This is a genomic window from Pseudomonas muyukensis, from assembly GCF_019139535.1.
In the GTDB taxonomy this organism is placed as follows: domain Bacteria; phylum Pseudomonadota; class Gammaproteobacteria; order Pseudomonadales; family Pseudomonadaceae; genus Aquipseudomonas; species Aquipseudomonas muyukensis.
This window is the reverse complement of sequence record NZ_CP077073.1, coordinates 5,337,307-5,359,895: the sequence shown is the minus strand read 5'-3', so window position 1 is coordinate 5,359,895 and position 22,589 is coordinate 5,337,307. Positions and strand designations below refer to the sequence as shown.

General features: G+C 65.0%; 24 protein-coding genes, 1 pseudogene and 1 riboswitch. Of the genes and pseudogenes, 11 read left to right on the top strand and 14 right to left on the bottom strand.

Features of this window, described 5'->3' with window-relative positions:
* Positions 1–146 precede the first annotated feature (146 nt).
* From KSS95_RS23770 to KSS95_RS23750, 5 genes are all read right to left on the bottom strand, one after another.
* Complete coding sequence (locus KSS95_RS23770; protein WP_217850241.1) at positions 147–839, bottom strand: SDR family NAD(P)-dependent oxidoreductase; 693 nt, start codon at positions 837–839, stop codon at positions 147–149.
* Positions 836–2,278 carry a deoxyribodipyrimidine photo-lyase gene (phrB, locus tag KSS95_RS23765; protein WP_217850239.1) on the bottom strand — a complete coding sequence of 481 codons (1,443 nt, stop codon included), beginning with the start codon at positions 2,276–2,278 and terminating at the stop codon, positions 836–838. The genes KSS95_RS23770 and phrB overlap by 4 nt, the downstream gene beginning before the upstream one ends.
* 22 nt (positions 2,279–2,300) lie before the next feature.
* Positions 2,301–3,170, bottom strand: coding sequence for a MerR family transcriptional regulator (locus KSS95_RS23760; RefSeq protein ID WP_217850237.1), 870 nt, complete (start codon positions 3,168–3,170; stop codon positions 2,301–2,303).
* A complete protein-coding gene (locus KSS95_RS23755) occupies positions 3,160–4,128 on the bottom strand; it encodes a YbgA family protein (RefSeq protein WP_217850235.1) in 969 nt (322 codons plus the stop codon). The genes KSS95_RS23760 and KSS95_RS23755 overlap by 11 nt, the downstream gene beginning before the upstream one ends.
* 107 nt (positions 4,129–4,235) lie before the next feature.
* Positions 4,236–5,222, bottom strand: a complete 987-nt coding sequence (locus KSS95_RS23750; RefSeq protein WP_217850229.1) for an NAD(P)/FAD-dependent oxidoreductase — start codon at positions 5,220–5,222, stop codon at positions 4,236–4,238.
* A 188-nt stretch (positions 5,223–5,410) separates the two neighbouring features.
* Between KSS95_RS23750 and KSS95_RS23745 the strand changes: the two genes are divergently transcribed.
* Together KSS95_RS23745 and hemH are read left to right on the top strand one after the other, a co-directional pair.
* Positions 5,411–6,316: a TIGR01777 family oxidoreductase gene (locus KSS95_RS23745; RefSeq protein WP_217850227.1), complete on the top strand. Its 906-nt coding sequence runs from the start codon at positions 5,411–5,413 to the stop codon at positions 6,314–6,316.
* A 13-nt stretch (positions 6,317–6,329) separates the two neighbouring features.
* Complete coding sequence (gene hemH, locus KSS95_RS23740; protein ID WP_217850225.1) at positions 6,330–7,343, top strand: ferrochelatase; 1,014 nt, start codon at positions 6,330–6,332, stop codon at positions 7,341–7,343.
* A 52-nt stretch (positions 7,344–7,395) separates the two neighbouring features.
* Here hemH and KSS95_RS23735 read toward each other — a convergent pair whose 3' ends face one another.
* Together KSS95_RS23735 and upp are read right to left on the bottom strand one after the other, a co-directional pair.
* On the bottom strand, positions 7,396–8,670 hold the full coding sequence (locus KSS95_RS23735) for a uracil-xanthine permease family protein (protein WP_134690080.1): 1,275 nt from the start codon (positions 8,668–8,670) through the stop codon (positions 7,396–7,398).
* Between the two features lie 2 nt (positions 8,671–8,672).
* Positions 8,673–9,311: a uracil phosphoribosyltransferase gene (gene upp / locus KSS95_RS23730; protein WP_217850223.1), complete on the bottom strand. Its 639-nt coding sequence runs from the start codon at positions 9,309–9,311 to the stop codon at positions 8,673–8,675.
* A 165-nt stretch (positions 9,312–9,476) separates the two neighbouring features.
* On the opposite strand from upp, the gene KSS95_RS23725 reads away from it, so the two are divergent.
* The 3 genes from KSS95_RS23725 to KSS95_RS23715 all read left to right on the top strand — a co-directional run bounded on the left by KSS95_RS23725 (position 9,477) and on the right by KSS95_RS23715 (position 10,970).
* Complete coding sequence (locus KSS95_RS23725; RefSeq protein ID WP_134690078.1) at positions 9,477–10,034, top strand: hypoxanthine-guanine phosphoribosyltransferase; 558 nt, start codon at positions 9,477–9,479, stop codon at positions 10,032–10,034.
* Positions 10,035–10,138: 104 nt separating this feature from the next.
* On the top strand, positions 10,139–10,609 hold the full coding sequence (locus tag KSS95_RS23720; RefSeq protein ID WP_217850221.1) for a hypothetical protein: 471 nt from the start codon (positions 10,139–10,141) through the stop codon (positions 10,607–10,609).
* Positions 10,610–10,679: 70 nt separating this feature from the next.
* Entirely contained in the window at positions 10,680–10,970 is a 291-nt protein-coding gene (locus KSS95_RS23715) for a PA4642 family protein (RefSeq protein WP_186659004.1), read from the top strand.
* 189 nt (positions 10,971–11,159) lie between these two features.
* Here KSS95_RS23715 and mqo read toward each other — a convergent pair whose 3' ends face one another.
* Positions 11,160–12,665: a malate dehydrogenase (quinone) gene (gene mqo, locus KSS95_RS23710; RefSeq protein ID WP_217850219.1), complete on the bottom strand. Its 1,506-nt coding sequence runs from the start codon at positions 12,663–12,665 to the stop codon at positions 11,160–11,162.
* A 783-nt stretch (positions 12,666–13,448) separates the two neighbouring features.
* Between mqo and KSS95_RS23705 the strand changes: the two genes are divergently transcribed.
* Positions 13,449–14,033, top strand: a complete 585-nt coding sequence (locus KSS95_RS23705; RefSeq protein WP_217850217.1) for a YajG family lipoprotein — start codon at positions 13,449–13,451, stop codon at positions 14,031–14,033.
* A gap of 181 nt (positions 14,034–14,214) precedes the next feature.
* Here KSS95_RS23705 and KSS95_RS23700 read toward each other — a convergent pair whose 3' ends face one another.
* Entirely contained in the window at positions 14,215–14,421 is a 207-nt protein-coding gene (locus KSS95_RS23700) for a hypothetical protein (RefSeq protein WP_217850215.1), read from the bottom strand.
* Between the two features lie 158 nt (positions 14,422–14,579).
* On the opposite strand from KSS95_RS23700, the gene KSS95_RS23695 reads away from it, so the two are divergent.
* Positions 14,580–14,840 (top strand): hypothetical protein, encoded by a 261-nt coding sequence (locus KSS95_RS23695; protein ID WP_217850213.1) that lies wholly within the window; start codon positions 14,580–14,582, stop codon positions 14,838–14,840.
* A 111-nt stretch (positions 14,841–14,951) separates the two neighbouring features.
* Here the strand turns inward: KSS95_RS23695 and KSS95_RS23690 are convergent, their stop codons facing one another.
* Positions 14,952–16,118 (bottom strand): 1-acyl-sn-glycerol-3-phosphate acyltransferase, encoded by a 1,167-nt coding sequence (locus KSS95_RS23690; RefSeq protein ID WP_217854072.1) that lies wholly within the window; start codon positions 16,116–16,118, stop codon positions 14,952–14,954.
* A gap of 125 nt (positions 16,119–16,243) precedes the next feature.
* Between KSS95_RS23690 and KSS95_RS23685 the strand changes: the two genes are divergently transcribed.
* Genes KSS95_RS23685 through KSS95_RS23675 form a run of 3 tightly spaced genes read left to right on the top strand, consistent with a single transcriptional unit; the run spans position 16,244 to position 17,322 of the window.
* On the top strand, positions 16,244–16,426 hold the full coding sequence (locus tag KSS95_RS23685; RefSeq protein ID WP_217850211.1) for a CPXCG motif-containing cysteine-rich protein: 183 nt from the start codon (positions 16,244–16,246) through the stop codon (positions 16,424–16,426).
* Entirely contained in the window at positions 16,426–16,686 is a 261-nt protein-coding gene (locus KSS95_RS23680; RefSeq protein WP_217850209.1) for a putative signal transducing protein, read from the top strand. Before KSS95_RS23685 ends, KSS95_RS23680 begins: the two co-directional genes overlap by 1 nt.
* A gap of 15 nt (positions 16,687–16,701) precedes the next feature.
* Positions 16,702–17,322: an SOS response-associated peptidase gene (locus KSS95_RS23675; protein WP_217850207.1), complete on the top strand. Its 621-nt coding sequence runs from the start codon at positions 16,702–16,704 to the stop codon at positions 17,320–17,322.
* Between the two features lie 37 nt (positions 17,323–17,359).
* Here KSS95_RS23675 and KSS95_RS24975 read toward each other — a convergent pair whose 3' ends face one another.
* Positions 17,360–18,103, bottom strand: a complete 744-nt coding sequence (locus KSS95_RS24975; RefSeq protein WP_437179629.1) for a methyl-accepting chemotaxis protein — start codon at positions 18,101–18,103, stop codon at positions 17,360–17,362.
* Between the two features lie 111 nt (positions 18,104–18,214).
* Positions 18,215–18,418 (bottom strand): annotated as a pseudogene (locus KSS95_RS24970) (HAMP domain-containing protein); the annotation flags it as partial.
* A 1,396-nt stretch (positions 18,419–19,814) separates the two neighbouring features.
* Here KSS95_RS24970 and KSS95_RS23665 point away from each other — a divergent pair.
* Positions 19,815–20,630, top strand: coding sequence for a M48 family metallopeptidase (locus tag KSS95_RS23665; protein WP_134690064.1), 816 nt, complete (start codon positions 19,815–19,817; stop codon positions 20,628–20,630).
* A gap of 108 nt (positions 20,631–20,738) precedes the next feature.
* Here KSS95_RS23665 and KSS95_RS23660 read toward each other — a convergent pair whose 3' ends face one another.
* Together KSS95_RS23660 and KSS95_RS23655 are read right to left on the bottom strand one after the other, a co-directional pair.
* Positions 20,739–21,323, bottom strand: coding sequence for a TMEM165/GDT1 family protein (locus KSS95_RS23660; protein ID WP_217854071.1), 585 nt, complete (start codon positions 21,321–21,323; stop codon positions 20,739–20,741).
* 92 nt (positions 21,324–21,415) lie between these two features.
* Positions 21,416–21,537: riboswitch (yybP-ykoY riboswitch) on the bottom strand.
* A gap of 38 nt (positions 21,538–21,575) precedes the next feature.
* The gene (locus tag KSS95_RS23655; protein WP_217850204.1) at positions 21,576–22,574 is read right to left on the bottom strand and encodes a methyltransferase; all 999 of its coding nucleotides are present in this window, start codon (positions 22,572–22,574) and stop codon (positions 21,576–21,578) included.
* Positions 22,575–22,589: the final 15 nt, after the last annotated feature.

Here is a 22,589-nt window from a genome sequence, read left to right as displayed (position 1 = left end):
CCGGCATGGCCGGTGCCGTGTACCGCGGCGCCTGGTTCGCCAGCAAGGCTGGCTCCTACGGGTCGGGGGTGGCCGGGATAGCGCTGTAGGAGCCGGCTTTGCCGGCGAACACCGGCATGGCCGGTGCCATCCATCGCGGCGCTTGGCTAGCGCACATGCTCCGGTAACGGCCACAAGTTGTTCATGCCCAGGGCCTCGAGCATCAACTCGGGGTGGCGCTGCTCCAGCTCTGCAACCAGCACTGCAGCGGCGCTCTGCGCGGTCCAGGCTTCAGGCATCAGCGCCTCACTCATTGGCGGCGGCGCCACCACGGTCAGGTCGATGCCGCGGTCCAGCAACAGCTGGCGTTGCTCGCGCACCCCTTTGGGAAGGCTGTTGACGCCACTGGGTGGCTGGCTCGGGTCATAGAGTTGCAAGGCCGAGTAACGGTTGAAAATCACCATCACCTGCGGCCGCTCACCTTGCATCAGCGCCGACAGGGCGCAATTGAGCGCGCGTTCGCTGGCGCTCATGTTGCTCTGCACGATCATCTCGAACAGGTTGCCAAGGGTGGTGTTGTCCGGCAGGTAGTCGCAGGCACCGGCGTTGATGATCAGGCCGTCGAGTGCCCCCCACTTGTCCAGCAGCCGCTGGCGCATGGCAACGGCCTGGCTGGCCTCGGTCAACAGGCCGGGCAGGCGCAGCAAACTGGCCCCGTGGCGTTCGCCCAAGGCGTCGAGCTGCTGGCTATCCCTGCCACTGGCGGCAACGCGATGCCCTTGATCGAGCAACTGTTCCACCATGGCCAACCCCAGTCCGTGGCTGGCACCTGTTACCCAGAAACTGCGTCTTGTACTCAAGGCAAGGCCCCCTGATCCTGCCAGCCGGACAAGCCCTTGAAGGCCGCCAATGCCCGCTGACGACTGCGTTCGAGATCGACTATCGGGTTCGAGTAATTATTAGTAGCAAATAGATCGGCAGATTTCACGGGGTAGTGAATCGATTTATCGTCCAACGCCTGCAGCTCAGGTAGCCAATGACGGATGAAACGCCCCTGCGGATCGAAACGCTGCGACTGGGTAATCGGGTTGAAGATCCTGAAATAGGGCACCGCGTCGGTGCCGGTCGAAGCGCTCCATTGCCAGCCACCATTGTTGGCGGCCAGGTCGCCGTCTATCAGATGCCGCATGAAATGCCGCTCGCCGTGGCGCCAGTCGATCAGCAGGTTCTTGCTGAGGAACATGGCAACGATCATGCGCAGGCGGTTGTGCATCCAGCCGGTGTGCAGCAACTGGCGCATGGCTGCATCGATGATGGCAAAGCCGGTACGGCCTTGCTGCCAGGCTTGCAGGTCGTCGGGCGCAGTGCGCCAGGGCAGGGCCTCGGTCTGCGGGCGGAAGGCGCGATGTCGCGAAACGCGCGGGTAACCCACCAGCACGTGCTTGTAGAACTCGCGCCAGAGCAGTTCGTTGACCCAGGTCTGCACGCCGAGGTTGCCGCTGTCGAACTCGCCGCGGTTACCGGCCAGTGCGCTGTGCAGGCACTGGCGTGCAGAAACCACCCCCGCTGCCAGGTAGGGCGAGAGCTGGCTGGTGCCGGCCTTGGCCGGCAGGTCGCGCAACTGCTGGTAGTCTTCGATGCGTTCGTCGACGAAGCGGGTCAAGCGTTGCCGCGCTTGCTCTTCGCCGGCGGGCCAGTGCCGACGCAGGGCCTCGCTGGGGGCTGCGAAACCGTCGATCTGCTGGGGTATCGGGTCGCTGGCGATCGCCAGCGGCGCCTGCCGGCGCACCGGCGGGGCCAGGGTCGGCAGGTCACGGTGCAGGTGCTCCAGGCAGACGCGCTTGAACTGGCTGAACACCTGGAAGTAGTGGCCGCTGCGGGTGAGGATGCTGCCCGGTTGGAACAGCAACTGGTCGAGGTGGCCAATGGCGTCGACACCGGCTTGGCGCAGGTGTTGCTGGGTGGCCTGGTCGCGGCGGGCTTCGTTGAGGCCGTATTCGTCGTTCCAGTGCACGGTTTGCACCTTGTGTTGCCGGCAGACCTCCAGCACGCACTGCGGCACCGTCGTCCAGGTGTCGGCGTGGCGGATCAGCAGCGGAATGTTCAGGGCTTCGAGGGCCTGGCGCAGCTGGCGCAGGTTGCGCAGCCAGAAGTCGACCTTGCACGGCGCATCGTCGTGGGCTTGCCACTGGCCCGGGCTGGCGATCCACAGGGCCAGGGTCGGCCCACGTTGGCAGGCGGCCGCCAGGGCGGTGTTGTCGTCGATGCGCAAGTCGTTGCGCAGCCAGATCAGTTGCATGCAGAGAGCGCCTTGTAAACGGTCATGATTGCTGGAGCGCGCGCAGCGCGGCCGGTGGTGTGGCGAACAGCTGCAGGCCAGGCAGGGCCATGGCCTTGAGCGCGGTCTCATGGACAAGGACCGCGGCGCCGCCCAGGAGTTTGGGTGTGGTGACGCCGTGCAAGGCGCGGGTGAGCCCTGCCAGGTCCGGGTGGCGCCCCAGGTGCAGCACCAGGGCGCGGGGTTGCAAGTGCTCGATGGCGTGGCGCAACTGGCGCGGCTCCACCGCCCACTCGAGGATCTCCAGGGCCTGGCCACTGCTGCTCAGCAGCCAGGCGCTGAGCCAGAACTCGGCATCGAACGGCGTATCGTCGGTGCGGGCAAGCAGCACGCAGGGCCCGGCCAGGGAGTGGTTGTCGTGGTACACCCTGGCGCCCAGCTTGCTGCGCAGCCAGGTATGGAAGAACACCTGCTCCAGGCGGGCATCGAAGTGGCTCTGCCAACGCTGGTGCAGGGCCTCGAGCAGGGGCAGGAGCAGGCGTTCGCAAACGGTCACCGCCGGATACAGCGCCATTGCCTGGTTCAGCAGCTGGTCCAGCGGGCGTTGGGCCAGGCGGGCGACGGCTTCGATCAGCTGTTCGATGCGCGAGCCCCATTCCCCCTGGATCGGCGCTGGCGCTTCGGCGGCATGGTCCAGTAGTTCGCGCACCTGGCTGACCGCAGCGCCGCGGTCCAGCCAGCGCAGCACGTCGTGAACCCGCTGGACCTGGTCCTGTGGATAAAGCCGATGGCCCTTGGGTGTGCGTTGCGGCTTGATCAGCCCGTAGCGGCGCTCCCAGGCGCGCAGGGTGACGGGGTTGACCCCGGTCAGGCGGGCGACCTCGCCAATGGGCAGCAGGGGGTCAGATGGCATTGCGCAGTCCCAGTTCGAGGGGGTGAGGTTGCAGGTAGGCCTGTTGCAGCAGGTACGGGTCAGGGTGCTTGCGCAGGTGGTGGCGCAGCAGGGTCAGAGGAACCACCAGGGGCACCATGCCCTGCTGGTACTGGCCGATGATCTGCTGCAGCTCCGCCTTGTCCGCCTGGCCAAGGTCGTTGCGCAGGTAGCCGCTCAGGTGCTGCAGCACATTGCCGTGGGTGCCGCGGCTGGCGCAGCGGCGCAGGGCCTGCATGAATTGGCTGAAGTAGCGCGGGCCGACCAGCGCCGGGTCGTCGGCGCGGCGCAGGCTGCCGAGCAAACGGCCCAGGCGGCGGTAGGCTTCAGGGTTGTGGGCCATCAGCAGGTATTTGTAGCGCGAGTGGAAAGCAATCAGCGCACCGCGGCTCAGGCCCTGGCCCAGCAACTGTTGCCAGTCGGCGTAGGCGTAGACCCGGGCGATGAAGTTCTCCCGCAGGACCGGGTCGTGCAGGCGGCCTTCCTCCTCTACCGGCAAGTCCGGGCGGCGTGCGCAGAATGCCGCCGCGTAGGCACCGCGACCGCCCTGGTGGGCCGGGCGGCCGTCGTCCTGGTAGACCTTGACCCGCTCCAGGCCACAGGACGGCGATTTCTGCATGAAGATGTAGCCGCAGATGTCGTCGACTTCCTCGGCGATCTGCTCGGCATAGGCACGCAGTGGCCCGGCCAGGTCGGTGCCGCCATTGCGCGTGCCGACCACGGCAGGGTGCTCGGGGTCACCCACCAGGCGAATCGGTTCGCGCGGGGTGCCCAGGCCGATCGCCACTTCCGGGCACAGCGCCAGCCAGTCGAAGTGCTCGCCGAGCAGCTCGAGGCACAGGCTGGAGGCTTTGTGGCCGGCGTTGTAGCGCACCGGTTGGCCGGTCAGGCAGGCGCTGATGGCCAGGCGTGGCTTGAGGGTGAGCGGCGGCGCGTGCATCGCGGTCTCCGGAGTAACTTGTACAGGGGGTGGATGTTGTACAAGTCAATTCCAGCACAAACGCAAACTTATACAAAGCATCTTTTTTGTATAAGTGCGCCGAGCCGCTATTCCAGATGTTCCAGCAAACGCTTCGCCGCTTCCTGGCCGCTGAGCCAGGCGCCTTCGACCCGCCCCGACAGGCACCAGTCACCGCAGGCATACAAGCCCAGGTCGGCATCGGCCAGTGTGCCCCATTCGTGGTTGCCCGCCGGGCGTGCGTACAGCCAGCGGTGGGCGAGGGCGAACGTGGGGGCTGGTACCACGCAGCCGACCAGTTCGGCGAACTCGCCCCACAGCTGTTCGATCACCTCTTCCTTGGGCAGGTCGATATGTTGCTTGCTCCAGCTGGAGGTGGCATGCAGCACCCAGGTATCGAGCTGCTCGTCACGCCCCGGCTTGCTGCGGTTGCGTGCCAGCCAGTCGAGGGGATTGTCCTGCACGAAGCAGCCTTGCATGGGCGTGTCGAGCGGAGTCTCGAAGCCCAGGGCGATGGCCCAGGTCGGTTCCATCTGCACGCCGGCGGCGACCGCGGCGAGCTTCGGCGCGGCGGCCAGCAGTGGTGTGGCCTGGGGTGCGGGCACGGCGATCACCACGCGGCTGAACGGCCCGTGGCTGCAGCCCTCGGTGTCCTGCAGGTGCCAGTATTGCTTGCCGCGAAACACTTCGGCGATGCGGCAGCCGAAGTTGACCGTGACATCCTTGAGCAGGCCGCGGGTGATGGCGCTCATGCGCGGCACGCCGACCCAGCGCACCTGCTCGTCGGGGGATGGGGTCAGTTCGCCAGCGCGGTAGTTGTACAGCTGGGGCTTCCACTGCGCCGCCCAGCCGGCGTCTACCCACTGGTGCACCTGCTCGACGAAGCGCCGGTCGCGGGCGGTGAAGTACTGAGCGCCGAGGTCAAGCGCGCCGGCATCGCTGCGCTTGCTGGCCATGCGGCCGCCGCTGCCATGGCCCTTGTCGAACAGGTGGACGGTCTGCCCGGCCTTTTGCAGGGCCTGGGCGGCGGACAGGCCGGCGATACCGGCACCGATGATGGCAATAGGTACTGTCATGATGGCCTCTTCGAACCTAGCTGTATGCAGCCTACGCTGCCAGGCAAACCTGTACAATGCACAATCTTTGTATAAGGTTATTCCGCTCGAGTAGGGCAGGTTGGCCTATGTTTATCCGAGAGCGTTCGGTCAAAAAAGTGCCTTGATCTTAAAAATAGACCACGGCCGCGAAGTGTGAGGACACAGCCATGCATATATTGCTGACCGGCGGTACCGGCCTGATCGGCCAACACCTTTGCCAGCTGTGGCGGGGGCAGGGGCATCGCCTGAGCGTATGGAGCCGCCGCCCCGGGGAGGTGGCGAAAATCTGTGGCCGCGATGTCCGCGGGGTCGCCCGGCTCGAGGAAATCGCCAGCGATGACCGGGTGGATGTGGTGATCAACCTGGCCGGTGCGCCGATTGCCGACCGGCCCTGGACGGCGGCCCGACGCACCTTGTTGTGGGCCAGCCGGGTGACCCTGACCGAGCAGTTGCTGGCCTGGCTGGCCAGCCGCGAGCAGCGGCCGCAGGTGCTGGTGTCGGGCTCTGCAGTGGGCTGGTATGGCGATGGCGGCGAACGTGAGCTGAGCGAAGCCTCGCCGCCGGTGAAGGAGGACTTCGCCAGCCAGCTGTGCATCGCCTGGGAGGAAACCGCGCAGCGCGCCCAGGCCCTTGGCATGCGTGTGGTGCTGGTGCGCACGGGGCTGGTGCTGGCCGCCGATGGCGGCTTTTTGTCGCGCCTGCGTCTGCCGTACAAACTGGGCCTGGGCGGGCCGTTGGGCGATGGTCGGCAGTGGATGCCGTGGATCCATATAGATGACCAGATCGCCTTGATTGATTTTCTTGTGCAGCAAAACGACGCCAGCGGTCCTTATAATGCCTGCGCGCCAGAGCCGGTGCGCAACCGCATGTTCGCCAAGTGCCTGGGCCGCGCCCTGCACCGCCCGGCATTCATGCCGATGCCGGCATTGCTGCTCAAGGCCGGGCTCGGCGAGCTGTCGACGCTGCTGCTCGGTGGCCAGCGTGCCCGCCCGGTACGCTTGCTGGCGGCGGGTTTCACGTTCCGCTTCAACGATCTGCAATCGGCCCTGGACGACCTGTCCAGCCGCCTCTGACATAGGACGCTGCATGACCGATCATGCCCTGCTGCTGGTCAACCTGGGTTCGCCGGCTTCAACTTCGGTGGCCGATGTGCGCCGTTACCTCAACCAGTTCCTGATGGACCCGTACGTGATCGACCTGCCCTGGCCGGTGCGTCGGCTGCTGGTGTCGCTGATTTTGATCAAGCGCCCGGAGCAGTCGGCCCATGCCTACGCCTCGATCTGGTGGGACGAGGGTTCGCCGCTGGTGGTGCTGACCCGGCGCCTGCAACAGGCGATGACGGCCCACTGGCCCCACGGCCCGGTGGAAATCGCCATGCGCTATGGCCAGCCGGCGCTGCCCGAGGTGCTGGAACGCCTGGCAGCCCAAGGCGTGCGCAAGGTGACCCTGGCGCCGCTTTATCCACAGTTCGCCGACAGCACGGTGACCACGGTGGTCGAGTTGGCCAGGCAGACCATCGCCGAGCGCAAGCTGCCCCTGCAAACCCGCATCTTGCAGCCGTTCTACGAGCACCCTGACTACATCGAGGCGTTGGCTGCCAGTGCCCGGCCCTACCTGGAGCAGGACTACGATCACCTGCTGCTGAGCTTCCATGGTTTGCCCGAACGGCACCTGAAGAAGCTCGACCCCACCGGCCAGCACGACTTCCAGGCCGCCGACTGCTGCAAGGATGCCAGCGCCGACATGCGCGCGGTGTGCTATCGCGGTCAGTGCCTGGCCACGGCGCGGGCCTTGGCGACGAAGATGGGCATCCCCGAGGGCAAGTGGTCGGTGTCGTTCCAGTCGCGCCTGGGGCGCGCCAAATGGATCGAGCCCTATACCGAAACGCGGTTGGACGAGTTGGGCAAGGCTGGGGTTAAGAAACTGCTGGTGATGTGCCCGGCGTTCGTTGCCGACTGCATCGAGACGCTCGAAGAGATCGGCATGCGCGGCAGCGAGCAGTTCATCGAGGCGGGCGGCAGGGAGTTGCTGCTGGTGCCGTGCCTGAATGATCACCCGCAGTGGGTGGGGGTGCTGGCGGGAATGTGCGAGAGGGCCTGACCAAGTAATCGTGGGAGCAGGCTAACCTGCTCCCACGAACGCAGCGGCCCGATCAGGGCAACTGATCATCTAGCTTCTTGTTCTTCCAGCCATCATTCCCCGGCAGGATCAGGTTCAGGGCAATGGCCACCACCGCGCACAGCGCGATGCCTTTCAGGCCCCAATCATCCGGGCCGTCACCGCTGCCGATCAGCACGCCACCGATACCGAACACCAGGGTCACCGAGACGATCACCAGGTTGCGCGCTTCGGCCAGGTCGATCTTGTGGCGGATCATGGTGTTCATGCCCACCGCCGCGATCGAGCCGAACAACAGGCACAGGATGCCGCCCATCACCGGGACCGGGATGCTCTGCAGCAGTGCGCCGAACTTGCCGATGAAGGCCAGGGTGATGGCGAAGATCGCCGCCCAGGTCATGATCTTCGGGTTGTAGTTCTTGGTCAGCATCACCGCGCCGGTCACTTCGGCGTAGGTGGTGTTGGGCGGCCCGCCGAACAGGCCGGCGGCCGTGGTCGCCAGGCCGTCGCCCAGCAGGGTGCGGTGCAGGCCCGGCTTCTTCAGGTAGTCGCGGCCGGTCACGCTGCCCACCGCGATCACCCCGCCGATATGCTCGATCGCCGGCGCCAGGGCGACCGGGACGATGAACAGGATCGCCTGCCAGTTGAACGCTGGCGCGGTGAAATTGGGCACCTCGAGCCAGGGCGCGGCGGCGATCTTGGCGGTGTCGACCACGCCGAAGGCGAACGACAGGGCGAAGCCCACCAGCACGCCGGCGATGATCGGCACCAGGCGGAAGATGCCCTTGCCGAACACGGCGACGATCAGCGTGGTCAGCAGCGCTGGCATGGAGATCAGCATGGCGGTCTTGTAGGGCATCAGCGCGGCGCCGTCGCCGCCCTTGCCCATCGCCATGTTGGCGGCGATCGGCGCCATGGCCAGGCCGATGGAGATGATCACCGGGCCGATCACCACCGGCGGCAGCATGCGGTCGATGAAACCGGTGCCCTTGATCTTCACCATCAGGCCCATGAAGGTGTACACGAAGCCCGCCGCCATCACGCCGCCCATGGTCTCGGCCAGGCCGAACTGGCCCTTGGCAAGGATGATCGGGGTGATGAAGGCAAAGCTGGAGGCCAGGAATACCGGGACCTGACGGCCTGTGACCAGCTGGAACAGCAAGGTGCCGATGCCAGCGGTGAACAGCGCCACGTTAGGGTCCAGGCCGGTGATCAGCGGCATCAGCACCAGCGCGCCGAATGCCACGAAGAGCATCTGCGCGCCCGAAACGACCTGGCGCCAGAGCGGGTCGTTGAAGCCGTCCTGCATGGTCAGGCGTCCTTCTGCTTGGTGCCGAAGATCTTGTCGCCGGCATCACCCAGGCCCGGCACGATGTAGCCGTGCTCGTTCAGGCGCTGGTCGATCGAGGCGGTGTAGATCTGCACGTCCGGGTGGGCGTTTTCCACCACGGCGATGCCTTCGGGGGCCGCGACCAGGACCATGGCGCGGATCTCCTTGCAGCCGGCTTTTTTCAGCAGGTCGATGGTGGCGACCATCGAGGCGCCGGTGGCCAGCATTGGGTCGATGATCAGGGCCAGGCGCTGGTTGATGTCCGGCGCGAGCTTTTCCAGGTAGGTGTGGGCTTCGAGGGTTTCCTCGTTGCGGGCGACACCGACGGCGCTGACCTTGGCGCCGGGCACCAGGCTGAGCACGCCGTCGAGCATGCCGATACCGGCGCGCAGGATCGGTACCACGGTGATCTTCTTGCCGGCGATCTTCTCGACTTGCACCTTGCCGCACCAGCCGTCGATCTCGTAGGTTTCGAGCGGCAGGTCCTGGGTGGCTTCATAGGTCAGCAGTGCACCGACTTCCTGGGCGAGTTCGCGAAAATTCTTGGTGCTGATATCGGCACGGCGCATCAGGCCGAGCTTGTGGCGGATCAGCGGATGGCGGATCTCACGAGTAGGCATAGGGGGAGGGCTCCGGGAGGCGGGCAAAAAAACCGCGCTAGATTAATCTATTCAGTCCTTGATGTCGTGCAGTCATTGTGCACGTTAGTCCATAAAGGCTTGATCTGAGACGAGCGGATGCGTACCTTTGCCCGCTTTTCCAAAATGCACCCCCTGGAGCGCGCCATGTCCGCCGATCTCGAGCATATCCGTCAAGTGATGCACGAGGCTGATTGCCTGTACAACGAAGCCGAGGTCGAGGTGGCCATCGCCGAGGTCGGCAAACGCATCTGCGTCGACCTGCACGACAAGAACCCGGTTGTGTTCTGCGTGATGAACGGTGGCCTGATCTTCGCCGGCAAGCTGCTGACCCACCTGCAGTTCCCGCTGGAAGTCTCGTACATCCACGCCACCCGCTACCGCAACCAGACCAGCGGTGGCGAGCTGTTCTGGAAGGCCAAGCCGGAAGTGTCGTTCATCGACCGCGATGTGCTGATCGTCGATGACATCCTCGACGAAGGCCACACCCTCAGCGCCATCATCGAGTTCTGCAAGCATGCCGGCGCCCGTGCGGTGCACACTGCCGTGCTGATCGACAAGGACCATGACCGCAAGGCCAGCCCGGACCTGAAAGCCAGCTACTTCGGTCTGTCCTGCGTGGACCGCTACATCTTCGGCTACGGCATGGATTACAAGGGCTACTGGCGCAACGCCAACGGCATCTTCGCCGTCAAGGGCCTGTAATGCGTGCGGGGCCGGGCCCCGTCACCTTGCTTCGCTCGCCATGCTAGTGTGGCGTTTCTGTGAGACACCACACTAGGATGCCGCTTCAAGCCAAGGAGCCTCAAATGCGTGCGATCATCCTTCTGCTGCTGGCGGTGAGCCTGCCGTTGTCCGCAGCCCCGCTGCACAGCCAGTTTCTCCCGCCAGACGACCTTTCCCTGCGCCAGGCAGCGCCGACCAGCCAGCAACTGCTGCAGGTCACCGACTACAGCGTGGTGGTCGGCACCCAGCGCCAGTCCGACCAGCAGCCGATCCCGATCACCGCCTCGTTGCAGATGCGCCTGAAGGGCAAGCCGCTGAGCAAGGGCTCGACCATCGGCCAGGTGCTGGTCAACTTCGATGGCGAGGGTGGCAAGAGCCTCAAGAAGCCGGTGTACGACGACAAAACCCGCACCTTGACCTTGAACTATCCGCTGGCCGATTACCGGGTGATCATCGACCTGCTGCGCAACGAGACCCTCTACGTGCAGTTCCTCACCTATGCCAATGGTCATGTCTGGGCCGACTTGCACACCGGTAGCGTACGTACGCGTTGAGGCCCGTCGCTGCGCGGGGGTAAACTGCCCGCCTTTGAAAATGCCCGTGATGGCCCAGTTGGAGTCGGCGATGCGTAAAGACAAGAAACAAGTGATTGGTGATGAGATCAGCGATGACTACATCAAGACCTTCCTGCAGTTCGAGCCGGCCGATGGCCTGACCTCGCCATCGCATCACAAGCTGATCAAGGGCTACCGCGGCCTGCGGGTCGACGATTTCGAGCGCTATGTGGGTTTCTTCGTCGAAGCGGGCTATGACCTCGATGGCAAGGACGAGCATGGCAAGACCTTCGTCGAGGCGATCGCCGACCAGCGCAATGCGCCGGAGTACATCGAGATCATCGACAAGGCCCGCGGTTGATTCCAGTAGGAGCGGCCTTGTGTCGCGCCAGGGCTGCGAAGCAGCCCCGGCGATATTGAGGTAGGGCATAAATCTGGGGCTGCTGCACAGCCCTGGCGCGACACAAGGCCGTTCCTACAAAGGAACGGTGGGTGCAGCCAGACAGGCACAAAAAAACGCCCCGCGGGGCGTTTTTTCGTATCTGCCAGATCAGGCGTAATGCTTGGCCGGGCTGCTTTCCACCAGCTCCAGGGCCACATCGTTGTCGGCGCTGATCTTGTGGTACAGGGCCGCGTCGGTGGCCAGGGTCTTCTCGCGTGCCGGGAAGATCTCCTTGAGCTTGGCGGCCCAGGCGCCCTTGGCCTGCTCGGGGAAGCAGCGTTCGATCAGCTCGAGCATGATCGACACAGTTACCGACGCGCCTGGCGAGGCGCCGAGCAGTGCGGCCAGGCTGCCGTCCTGGGCCGAGACCAGCTCGGTGCCGAACTGCAGGATGCCGCCTTTTTTCGGGTCTTTCTTGATGATCTGCACGCGCTGGCCAGCCACTTCCAGGCGCCAGTCCTCGGCCTTGGCCTCGGGGTAGAAGCGGCGCAGGGATTCCAGGCGCTGCTCCATGGACTGCATCACTTCGCTGACCAGGTACTTGGTCAGGTCCATGTTGTCGCGGGCCACGGCCAGCATCGGGCCAATGTTGCCCATGCGCACCGACAGCGGCAGGTCCATGAACGAGCCGTGCTTGAGGAACTTGGTGGTGAAGCCGGCGTAGGGCCCGAACAGCAGCGATTTCTTGCCGTCGACCACGCGGGTGTCCAGGTGCGGCACCGACATCGGCGGCGCGCCAACGGCGGCCTGGCTGTAGACCTTGGCCTGGTGCTGCTTGACGATTTCCGGGTTGTCGCAACGCAGCCACTGGCCGCTGACCGGGAAACCACCGAAGCCTTTGCTTTCCGGGATGCCGGAAAGCTGCAGCAGCGGCAGGGCAGCGCCGCCGGCGCCGAGGAAGACGAAGCGGGCGTCGACTTCGCGGCTGCCGCCGCTGTTGACGTCCTTGATGCTCACGGTCCAGCCACTGCCGTTGCGGCGCAGGCCGACAACCTTCTTGCTGTACTTGACCTGGGCGTCCGGTGTGTCGCCGAGCAGCTTGAGCAGCTTGTTGGTCAGGGCGCCGAAGTTGACGTCGGTGCCCTTGAGCACGCGGGTGGCGGCGATGTGCTGGTCGGCCGGACGGCCTGGCATCATCAGCGGCATCCAGTCGTTCATCACGGCCTTGTCTTCGGTGTATTCCATCTCGGCGAAGGCGTGGTGCTGCTTGAGCATCTCGAAACGCTTCTTGAGGAAGGAAACGCCCTTGTCACCCTCGACGTAGCTCAGGTGCGGTACCGGGTTGATGAACGCGCGCGCCGAGCCGAAGCTGCCCTTCTTGCTCAGGTACGCCCAGAACTGGCGGGAAACCTCGAACTGGGTGTTGATGTGCACGGCCTTCTTGATGTCGATGCTGCCATCGGCGGCCTGCGGGGTATAGTTCAGCTCGCACAGGCCGGCATGGCCGGTACCGGCGTTGTTCCAGGGGTTGGAACTCTCCGCGGCCCCGGAGTCCATCGCCTCGACGACCTCCAGTTTGAGGGTCGGGTCGAGCTCCTTGAGCAGTACGGCCAGGGTGGCACTCATGATGCCCGCGCCTACCAGTACCACATCAACCGATTCGTTCTGCGCCATTAACGCGTCTCCACAATCTACAGCACCTAATTGACAGCATAGGATCCCTGGGGTGGCCAGGATCGCCATGTCCGACTCTTCGCAGTTCTTGCAACTTCCGCGGACACCGCCAATCAGTCTTGGGTGTTCAGGTATTGAACCCCGTTTGCCACAGGTGCGGCAATTCGACTTATGGTCAAGTGAACCGTCGTGCGTTATGGACCGGCCTCAGGCTCCCATCCAGGATGAGCGCTTTTGCCGTCTGTTCAGGGCTGTTCGGGACACATCTGCCGCTTTTACACATGCCAGACTGTTCATTTGCTCGCCACACTCTCGTGAAGTTGTGAAAAACCGTTTTTTCACGCTCTTTTGGAGTCGTGAACCTCAAAAGTGGACTGCGCGATGGCAACCCGCAGGTTCATGCGAAGCGGAAGGCCGGGAACAGCAGGCACGACAGCCAATGCAAGACCTGAGTGGAAGGCTCTCTGTGGGCGAAGCGTCGAGGGTGCCGGGTTCAAGCGGCGAATGCGGGGCCCGATCAGGAGACGTCCTTATAATCGGGGGGAGATTATAACGATGTCGCGGGCGGAAAGGGCGTACTTGTTGGGTTTTTATTGCAGCGTTTGTCAGGCCGACGGGGTGCGTTGCTGCCAGTGGCGGCTTGCATGGGCGCAAACCTGGAGGCTGGCGAAGCTGCTGCGCGCGAGTGGGGGGCGTCATGGCCGCTTTTTCTTGCGGCTTGCCGCTTACCGCGTGGCGCTAGGTATACTGTGGGCCTTTGCGGCTTTTTCTGGAGAAACGCGCATGTTGCAACGTCTGTTGGTCGGTTTGTTCGCGGTGGCCAGCCTGAGCCTGGCCGGTTGTGCCCACAGCCCGCAACAACTCAGCCCGCAACCCAAGCTCACCCAGCAGTTGGCCCCGGTCGGGCATGGCCAGCCGGTGGTGGTCAGGGTGGTCGATGGGCGCGCTTCGCAGTCGCTGGGCACCCGCGGTGGCATGTACCCCGAGACCAGCACCATTACCGTCAACGGCAATGACGTAGTGCCCAAGCTGCAGGCCCAGGCCGAAGCCGCGGTGCGCCTGCTCGGCTTCACCCCGACGCCCAACGCCGCCAATGCCCCGCAGCTGACCGTGACCCTGGCCGAGCTCAAGTACCAGTCGCCCAAGGACAAGATGTACGTGACCGAGGCGACCATCGGCGCCACCTTCCGTGCCGACGTGTCCAACGCCAACCGTCGCTACAGCGGCCGTTACGGTGCGTCGCTGGACCAGCGTTTCGGCATGGCGCCGAACCAGGAGACCAACACCAAGCTGGTGAGCGATGTGCTGAGCGATGCCCTGACTCGCCTGTTCAAGGACCCGACCGTCGGTCAGGTACTGGGCGAGTAAGGCTTTCGCGCCAAAGAAAACCCGCTGCCTGGGCTCAGGCAGCGGGTTTTTTATTGGGGGCGGGCAACTCGGCAATGGGTAGGCGCCAGCTGCAGGCGAAGCCAAACAACTTAGTGCCTGGCACCGGCCTTGCCGGTGTTCGCCGGCAAGGCCGGCTCCTACCGAGATCGTCGCGACTGGCTCAGGCGGCCTGTACGGTGAAATCCAGCAGGCTGATCCCGGTGTGCGGGTCGATTTCCGGCAGGTCGTCGTGGGCATGCCCGCCGAGGGCGCAATACACCAGCCACTGGCGATCCTGGACATTGATGGCGAAACCATCGATCAGCGCCTGCTGTTCGTCGCTCTGGGCGACGAGGTAGAGGCGGTCCTGGTTTTCGGCGTGCAGCATGACAAGCTCCGGTCAGTTGAAGGCCGACAGGGTGGCCTGTCTTGATGACGAGCGTGTGACAGATGAAATTAAATGACAGCTGGTCGCAAAGTCGCGGTGGCGGGCTGGGGCTTGGGTAGAATGCCGGGCTTTGCCGCACGTGATACCGAGGTCGCGCAATGTCGTTGCAAATGCTCTGGGGCTTCTTGGCCGCCCATCCAGCCAAATTGATCAACCTGCTGGCCCTGATCATCACCTGCCCGGGCGGGTTGCTGCTGCACAGTGCCCGACGCCGCGAGGCGGTGGCCCGTGAAGGCCTGGCGGTGGAGGACGGCATGGTCGATGCCTTCGAGCAGCGCGTGCCACGCTACTTCTACATCCTCGGCTTCTCGTGCCTGGCGATGGCCCTGCTGCTGTCCTGGTTCAGCACCTGGGTCTGAATCGCTGACGCCTACCCTGTAGGAGCGGCTTCAGCCGCGATGCAGGCAACGCGGTGCCTGGCACCCGCTTTGCGGGTGATCGTGGTTAAAGCCGCGCCTACAGGTGCGTTGTCAGGCGGATGCCGGCTGGCGCTTGACCTGATACTGGTTGCGTACCGGCGTCGCATACTGCTGCACCAGGTAGGGCTGGTGTTCCACCGGGCAAGCGTCCAGGCGCCGCTGCCATTCTTCCTTGGCCTTGGCCAGTTCATCGGCGGGGAACAGCTTGTCCGCGCTCGGCACCTCGAGCGTCGGGTCCTTCTGCGCCCACATCGCATACGCCAGGTAATGCACCGGGAACAGCCGGTAGCCGCCGAGAATCTGGCGGTCGATGGCCTGTGCCAGCTGCTTGGTGTCCTCGTGGTACTCGGTCACCGGTGGCGCGAAGTTGATGTGCACCCGGCCTTTGTAGCCGGTGATGCCCTGGGCGATGCTGTTGTCGTCCTCGCCCGGGGCCTTGGTGTAGCTGCCGGTGGTGGCGCGGATGTACAGCTCGCGGGCCTTGGCCTGGTCACAGGGGTCGTATTCGTAGCTGATCGACACCGGCGTCAGGTTCAGGCTCTGGACTACTGCGCCGAACGGCTCGTCCTTGCGGCTCATGTGGAACATCTTGAGGATCGCCGAATCGGTACGGTCGTCACCGTCCTTGGCGCGGCCTTCGGCCTGGGCAATCCAGATCGACACGCAATCGTGGCGGATCGAGTGGTTGATGTAGGCCGACAGCAACTGGTAGGCGGCCAGCTTCTCGCGGCGGCCGCTGATCGAGCGGTGCACGATGAAGCTCTTGTTCAGGCGCATCATGTCGCTGACGAACGGCTTTTGCAGCAGGTTGTCGCCGATGGCGATGCGCGGCGTCGGCAGGCCGGCGTGGTACACCGCGTAGTTGACGAACGCCGGGTCCATGACGATGTCGCGGTGGTTGGCCAGGAACAGGTAGGCGGTACCGGCCTTGAGCTGCTCGACGCCGGTGTAGGTCACGCCGTCGGTGGCGCGGTCGATGGTGCGGTCGACGTAGTACTCGACCTTGTCCTGCAGGGTGGCGACGCAGGTGACCCCGGCGAACTCCTGGCGCAGGCGCCGGGCGATCAGCGGTTTGAGCAGCCAGCCGAAGGCGCCCGCCGCGCGCGGGAAGCGGAAGTGGGTGAGGATATCGAGGAATGCCGGGTCGCTGAGCAGCCGTGCCAGAACGGCAGGGACCTCAGCGTCGTCGTACGGTCGGATGGCATCGAATTCGCCCATCATGCTCTCTTGTTGGAAACGGCTAGGGTAATAAGGTAAGGGCGGGTTCCGAAAAACGGCTCGGACACACTCAGGCCCTGTAAACAGACCGGCAATTATACGCACAACTCACCCCGGAGGCCGCGATGCTGGAAACTGCGATCTACGATTGCCCCTATTGTGGCGAGCAAGTCGAAACCTCGGTGGACCTGTCCGGGGGCGATCAGGAGTACATCGAGGACTGCCAGGTGTGCTGCAAGCCTATCCGCTTCGTGCTGCAGGTGCATGGCCAGGAGTGGATGCTGGATGTCTACGGTGAGAACGACTGATGCAACGGATCTACGAGCCGGAAAGCCTGCTGGAGGCGCAGATGCTGATGGGCATGCTGGCCAGCGAGGGTATCGCGGTGCACCTGGTGGGGCGCGACCTGATGGGCGCCATGGGCGAGCTGCCGATCCAGGGCTTGCTGGGCCTGGCGGTGGCCGATGAGCAGGCCGAATACGCACGGCAGTTGATCGATGCGTACAATGCTGCCCAGCCACTTGCCGGCGACGAACCGGAGAGTTATCCCGGAACCCTGATCTGCTAGGTTTTGAATTCGCCCATGTGTGGACGCTACGCCCTGTTTCGCTGGTCCCAGGCCTTTGCCGGGCTGCCCGGTTTCCCGGCGGGCCAGCAGGCCCAATGGAACATCTCGCCCGGTGCCTCGGTGCTGATCCAGCGCCAGCTCGACGGTCAGTTGCAGCTGGCCAGCGCCCGTTGGGGTTTGACCCCGGCGTGGTTGACCGACCTGTCCCGCACCCCCGCCCAGGCCCGCGCCGAAACTGTCGCCGAGCAACCGATGTTCCGCGAGCCCCTGCGCCAGCGGCGCTGCCTGATGCCAGCCAATGGTTTTTACGAATGGCGGGGCACGGCGCGCAAGCGCCCGTACTGGGTGACGCCGGGGGAGGGTGCGTCGCTGTTCTTCGCGGCGTTGTGGGAGGTGTACCCGGTGCAGGAGCAGGCCTGGCTGAGCTGCGCGGTGGTGACGCAAGCCGCGATGAACCAGCGCCGGCCGCTGATGCTGGATGAGGCCGAGCAGGCGCTGTGGCTGGATCCGGAAACACCGATGGCGCGCTTGCACGAGTTACTGGCCAAGCCGCCGTCGGCCTTGCGCGAGCGGGCGCTGGCGTATTTCGTCAACGACCCGCAGCTCAATGGGCCGGAGTGCCTGACGCCCGCCTAGGTGGCCGGTCCTACAGGAGTACCTGCGCGGCCTCGGGTCAAACCCTGAACTGATTGATCAAGCGCCGCTGCTGCTCCGCCAGCTTGGTCAGCTCGGCGCTGGCCTGGCTCGACTCGTCGGCGCCGCCAGCGACTTCGCCGGCCACCTGGCCAATGTTGATCACGTTGCGGTTGATGTCCTCGGCCACGGCACTCTGCTCTTCGGCGGCGCTGGCGATCTGGGTGTTCATGTCGTTGATCACCGACACCGCCTGGGTGATGCTCTCCAGTGCCTCGGCGGCGCGGCTGGCCTGCAGCACGCTGTCGTCGGTCTTGCCCTGGCTGTCCTCCATCACCTTGACCACTTCGCGGGTGCCTTGCTGCAACTGCTGGATCATCTGCTGGATCTCTTCGGTGGCCTGCTGGGTCTTCTGCGCCAGGTTGCGCACCTCGTCGGCGACCACGGCGAAGCCGCGGCCCTGTTCACCGGCGCGGGCCGCCTCGATGGCGGCGTTGAGCGCCAGCAGGTTGGTCTGTTCGGCAATGGCGCGGATGGCCACCAGGATGGCGTTGATGTTCTCGCTGTCGCGGGCCAGGTCCTGGACCACGGTCACCGCCCGGCCGATTTCGCTGGCCAGGGCACTGATGGCGTTGGAGGTGTCGCGGACGATGTCCAGGCCCTGGTTGGCCGCGCGGTCGGCCTCGCTGGCAGCCTGGGCCGCCTGGGTGGCGTTGCGCGCCACGTCCTGGGCGGTGGCGGTCATTTCATGCACGGCGGTGGCCACCTGGTCGATCTCGGCCATTTGCTTGTGCACGCCCTGGTTGGTGCGGATGGCGATGTCGGCGGTGTGCTCGGACGAGTCGCTGACTTTCTGCACCGAGCTGACCACCTGGCTGATCATCGCCTGCAACTTGGCCAGGAAGGTGTTGAAGCCGCTGGCGATGGCGCCCAGTTCGTCGGCGCGGTCGCTTTGCAGGCGGCGGGTCAGGTCGCCCTCGCCCTGGGCGATGTCCTCGAGCATGGCAACCATCTGCTTGAGCGGGCGGGCGATGCCCAGGGCCAGCAGCCAGATCACCAGCAGGCCGACGGCGGCGATGGCCAGGCCGACCAGGGTCATGCCGGTGATATCGGTGCGCCGCTGGTCGGCCAGGTCCTGCTGCAACTGGTTGACGTCGGCCATGACCGTGCTCAGCGGCAGCTCCAGCAACAGGGTCCAGCGCGCATCGGTGCTGGCGACCTTGAAGGGCAGGTACAGCTCGATGCGGTCCTTGCTGGCGTCCACCTCGTAGTGCAGTTGCTCGCCGCTCAGGGTGTTGAGGGTGGCGGCTTCCTCGCTGTCCAGCACATCGCTGGCTTTTTCGCCGAACTTGGCCGGGTCGCGGGTGTAGGCCACCAGGCGGCCGTTGCTCGAGACCAGGGCCAGCTCGCCGGCGCCGTCATACAGCTGGCGATCGGCGGTGTTGAGCAGGTCCTGGATGAAGTTCACCGACAGGTCGGCGCCCGCCATGCCTTGGAACTGGCCGTCGATCATGATCGGTTCGACGAACGAGGCGAGCATGACCAGCTTGTCGCCCACCTTGTAGGGGGCGGGGTCGATCACGCAGGCTTTTTTCGACTCTTTCGGGCACAGGTAGTACTCGCTGGCGCGCACGCCGGTGGCCAGCACCGTGCGGTCGTCGACATCGGCCAGCTTGTCCTGGCCGAGGCTGCCGTCGGCGTTGCGGAACCACCAGGGCAGGAAGCGCCCGGTGGCGCTGTCGATGCCCACCAGGTTGCTGCCGACGTAGCGCGCATCGGCGTGGTCGAGGGCGTTCGGTTCCCAGCCCAGGTAGGCGCCGAGCACGCTCGGATTGGCCTGCACGGTGCGCTTGAGCTGGTTGATCAGGTGTTCGCGGTCGACGCGCATCAGGGGCTGGCCGTCGGCGCCTTGCATGCCGATCATCGCGTTGCCGGTGGCCAGGCCGCGGGCGATCGCCAGCGGCGCCTCCAGGCCGCGCTGGATCTCGCTGACCTGGGTGCGGGCCAGGGCCGCCAGGCGCTGCTCGATGACGTTCTCGAACTGCTGCTGGGTACGTTGTTGCACCAGGGCCTGGGTCCGTTGCCCGGCATACACCGCGTACAGCACCAGTGCCGCGACAATGCTCAGCACGATGGCACCGGCCAGGGCGGCCACGGAAAACTGGATCGACTTGAACTTCATGGCAAAGCTCCGCGCGCAAGGAGGTCGTTACCAGGTGTTATCGGCGGGCTAATACCAAAGCATGAGGCGACGGCGAGAAATCTTCCCTGCGGCTCTGGCAGGGGCGGGCGACTGGGCCTAGTGTGGTGTTTTGCAAATACGACCCATAATTCGCGTGTGATTTTTGTGCTCAAGCAAGGCGTCGCGACGAGTCGTAGCCCAGCTACGGCGAGGAGCGACAACGCAGCATGAGCGCAAAAAGCACCGCAAATTAGGGTCGTTATTTGTGAAACACCACACTAGGATACGCGGCATGTAAAAAGGGAGTGTTTTCATGCGTAAGTCATTCGTTGTCAGCCTGCTGACTGCCGGTGTCCTGCTGGGCGGCTGCCAGGCGGTCAATACCACCAGTGGCGGTGCCGTGGGCGTTCAGCGCCAGCAGTACATGTTCAGCATGCTGTCGACCGACGAGGTCAACCAGATGTACGCCCAGTCGTACCAGCAGACCCTCGGCGAAGCGTCGAGCAAGGGCGTGCTGGACAAGAGCAGCAACGACGCCAAGCGCGTGCAGGCCATCGCCAAGCGCCTGATCGCCCAGGCGCCACAGTTCCGGCCGGATGCCGCGCAGTGGAACTGGGAAGTCAATGTGATCAAGAGCGATGAACTGAACGCCAACTGCGGCCCGGGTGGCAAGATCATCGTCTACACCGGCCTGATCGATCAGTTGCAGCTGACCGACGCCGAGATCGCCGCCGTGGTCGGCCACGAGATCGCCCACGCCCTGCGCGAGCACAGCCGTGAGGCGATGTCCAAGGCCTACGGCGTGCAAATGGCCCGTCAGGGCGCCGGTGCCATCTTCGGCCTGGGCCAGGACAGCATGGCCATGGCCGACACCGTGGTGAACTACGCCATGACCCTGCCCAACAGCCGCGCCAACGAGAACGAGGCCGACCTGATCGGCCTGGAACTGTCGGCCCGCGCCGGCTACGACCCGAACGCCGCGATCACCCTGTGGAACAAGATGAGCAAGGCGTCCGAAGGCGCGCCGCCAGAGTTCATGAGCACCCACCCGGCCTCGAGCAGCCGTATCGCCTCGTTGCAGGCGGCAATCCCGAAGGTGATGCCGCTGTATCAGGCCGCCAAGAAGTAATTCACCGGGTCCCCCTGTAGGCGCCGGCTTTGCCGGCGAACACCGGCAAAGCCGGTGCCAGGCACCGCGCTGTCTGGTTCGCCAGCAAGGCTGGCTGCTACAGGGTCTTCAGCCTATCCAGCCACTGGTCTTCATCGCCGAATACACCGCGACCACGGCCAGCACGAAGAACGCCGTCGCCGCCAGGCGACGGATCAGTGTCAGCGGCAGTTTTTCCGCCGCGAAGTTGCCGGCCAGCACCACCGGCACGTTGGCGATCAGCATGCCCAACGTGGTGCCGATGATCACCATGATCAGGTGCGGGTACTGCGCCGCCAGCATCACCGTGGCCACCTGGGTCTTGTCACCGATCTCCGCCAGGAAGAACGCGATCAGCGTGGTCACGAACGGCCCGAAGCGGCGCGCGTTGCTGCTTTCGTCATCGTCCATCTTGTCCGGCACCAGGGTCCACAGCGCGGTGGCGGTGAAGCTTGCGGCGAGAATCCAGTGCAGCACCGACTCGCTGAAGAAGCTGCTGACCCAGGCCCCCACGGCACCGGCCGCGGCATGGTTGGCCAGGGTGGCGGCGATGATGCCGGCGATGATCGGCCAGGGCTTGCGGAAACGTGCCGCCAGGATGAGCGCGAGCAATTGCGTCTTGTCGCCGATTTCAGCGAGGGCAACGATGGCGGTGGGGACGAGCAGTGATTCCAGCATCAGGAGATTCCTACGGGGGCGGGCCGACACGGCTATGACACGTACGACCTCCCCGCCCCGGGTAAGGTGTGCGTGTCATAGGTCTTGTCAAACCCTGGACCTGTCTGCGCAGATCGTGGGTCGCACGCGCCATGGCCTGTGGGCCAAGTGTGTTGACGCGTGCCGGGCGAGCAGGGCGCTCGCGGGAGACTACTCCCCTAGGACGGAGCGGATTCTGCCTAGGCCAGGCGCTTTCGGCAAGCCCTGTTTTTATCCGCGTGTTGCCCGGTAGATGCGAAAGCCCTGGGCCTCGGCGCGGATCTCACAGTTGCCCAGGGCCTCTTCCAGCAGCGGCTGATAGCGCAGGAAGCTATTGGCAACCAGCCGTATTTCGCCGCCTTTTCGCAGATGTTGTCGTGATTTTTTCAGCAGATTTTCCGACGCCTGGTAATCGGTGTGCACCCCGGTATGGAACGGCGGGTTGCTCAGGATCAGGTCCAGTTCGGCTGGCGCGGCATCGATGCCGTCGCCACTGATCACCTCGGCTTGCAGGCCATTGGCCGCCAGGGTCAGGCGGCTGGCCGCGACCGCGAAGGCGTCGACATCGAGCAGGGTGACCCGGCTTTGCGGGTAGCGGCGCTTGATCGTTGCCCCAAGCACCCCGGCGCCACAGCCAAAGTCCAGCACAGCGCCGCAGGGCAGGTCGTCGAGGTGCTCCAGCAGCAGCGCCGTGCCCTTGTCCAGGCGGCCATGGCTGAACACGCCCGGCAGGCTGATCACCTGCAACGGGCCGTCCGCCAGCGCCAGCTCGAAGCGTTCGGCCAGGCTCTCCAGGGGCTTGGCCTGCGGGGCGTTGTCGACACTTACCTGCCACAGCTGGCAATGCCGCGCGCTGTCGAGCTTGCGCGGCTTGCCGAAGGCTTGCAGCTGCTTGGCCGCGCCTTCGATGCCACCGCGCTTCTCGCCCACCAGGTACAGGGGGCGCCCAGCCAGGCGCGAGGCCAGGGCATTGAGCAGGTAGGCGGCCAGCTCGCGGGACTTGGGCAGGAACAGCACGGCGGCCTCGAAGGCCACCTCGGGCACCTCGACGCCATAGTGGCTGCGCCCGCTGAAGCGGCTGTGCAGCAGGGCCTGGTCGCCGGCATGCCAGGTCCAGCCATGGGCCTGGGGCAATTGACCGAGCAGGCCGTCGGCCTGGGCACCGGCGATCAGCAGCGGGCCCTGGAACAGCTCCGCCTGGCGGAGCAATACTTCACTGCGCGGGTCCATGGACGACGCCTCCTG

Bases quoted from the DNA above. Each gene is read 5' to 3' on its own strand.
- mqo (WP_217850219.1), bottom strand. From the start codon at position 12,665: ATGGCGCAGAACGAATCGGTTGATGTGGTACTGGTAGGCGCGGGCATC.
- KSS95_RS23665 (WP_134690064.1), top strand. From the start codon at position 19,815: ATGCGTAAGTCATTCGTTGTCAGCCTGCTGACTGCCGGTGTCCTGCTG.
- KSS95_RS23720 (WP_217850221.1), top strand. From the start codon at position 10,139: ATGCGTGCGATCATCCTTCTGCTGCTGGCGGTGAGCCTGCCGTTGTCC.
- KSS95_RS23685 (WP_217850211.1), top strand. From the start codon at position 16,244: ATGCTGGAAACTGCGATCTACGATTGCCCCTATTGTGGCGAGCAAGTC.
- KSS95_RS23705 (WP_217850217.1), top strand. From the start codon at position 13,449: ATGTTGCAACGTCTGTTGGTCGGTTTGTTCGCGGTGGCCAGCCTGAGC.
- KSS95_RS23695 (WP_217850213.1), top strand. From the start codon at position 14,580: ATGTCGTTGCAAATGCTCTGGGGCTTCTTGGCCGCCCATCCAGCCAAA.
- phrB (WP_217850239.1), bottom strand. From the start codon at position 2,278: ATGCAACTGATCTGGCTGCGCAACGACTTGCGCATCGACGACAACACC.
- KSS95_RS23675 (WP_217850207.1), top strand. From the start codon at position 16,702: ATGTGTGGACGCTACGCCCTGTTTCGCTGGTCCCAGGCCTTTGCCGGG.
- KSS95_RS23750 (WP_217850229.1), bottom strand. From the start codon at position 5,222: ATGACAGTACCTATTGCCATCATCGGTGCCGGTATCGCCGGCCTGTCC.
- KSS95_RS23655 (WP_217850204.1), bottom strand. From the start codon at position 22,574: ATGGACCCGCGCAGTGAAGTATTGCTCCGCCAGGCGGAGCTGTTCCAG.
- KSS95_RS23725 (WP_134690078.1), top strand. From the start codon at position 9,477: ATGTCCGCCGATCTCGAGCATATCCGTCAAGTGATGCACGAGGCTGAT.
- upp (WP_217850223.1), bottom strand. From the start codon at position 9,311: ATGCCTACTCGTGAGATCCGCCATCCGCTGATCCGCCACAAGCTCGGC.
- KSS95_RS23700 (WP_217850215.1), bottom strand. From the start codon at position 14,421: ATGCTGCACGCCGAAAACCAGGACCGCCTCTACCTCGTCGCCCAGAGC.
- KSS95_RS23755 (WP_217850235.1), bottom strand. From the start codon at position 4,128: ATGCACGCGCCGCCGCTCACCCTCAAGCCACGCCTGGCCATCAGCGCC.
- KSS95_RS23760 (WP_217850237.1), bottom strand. From the start codon at position 3,170: ATGCCATCTGACCCCCTGCTGCCCATTGGCGAGGTCGCCCGCCTGACC.
- KSS95_RS24975 (WP_437179629.1), bottom strand. From the start codon at position 18,103: ATGGCCGAGATCGACCAGGTGGCCACCGCCGTGCATGAAATGACCGCC.
- hemH (WP_217850225.1), top strand. From the start codon at position 6,330: ATGACCGATCATGCCCTGCTGCTGGTCAACCTGGGTTCGCCGGCTTCA.
- KSS95_RS23715 (WP_186659004.1), top strand. From the start codon at position 10,680: ATGCGTAAAGACAAGAAACAAGTGATTGGTGATGAGATCAGCGATGAC.
- KSS95_RS23690 (WP_217854072.1), bottom strand. From the start codon at position 16,118: ATGGGCGAATTCGATGCCATCCGACCGTACGACGACGCTGAGGTCCCT.
- KSS95_RS23745 (WP_217850227.1), top strand. From the start codon at position 5,411: ATGCATATATTGCTGACCGGCGGTACCGGCCTGATCGGCCAACACCTT.
- KSS95_RS23680 (WP_217850209.1), top strand. From the start codon at position 16,426: ATGCAACGGATCTACGAGCCGGAAAGCCTGCTGGAGGCGCAGATGCTG.
- KSS95_RS23735 (WP_134690080.1), bottom strand. From the start codon at position 8,670: ATGCAGGACGGCTTCAACGACCCGCTCTGGCGCCAGGTCGTTTCGGGC.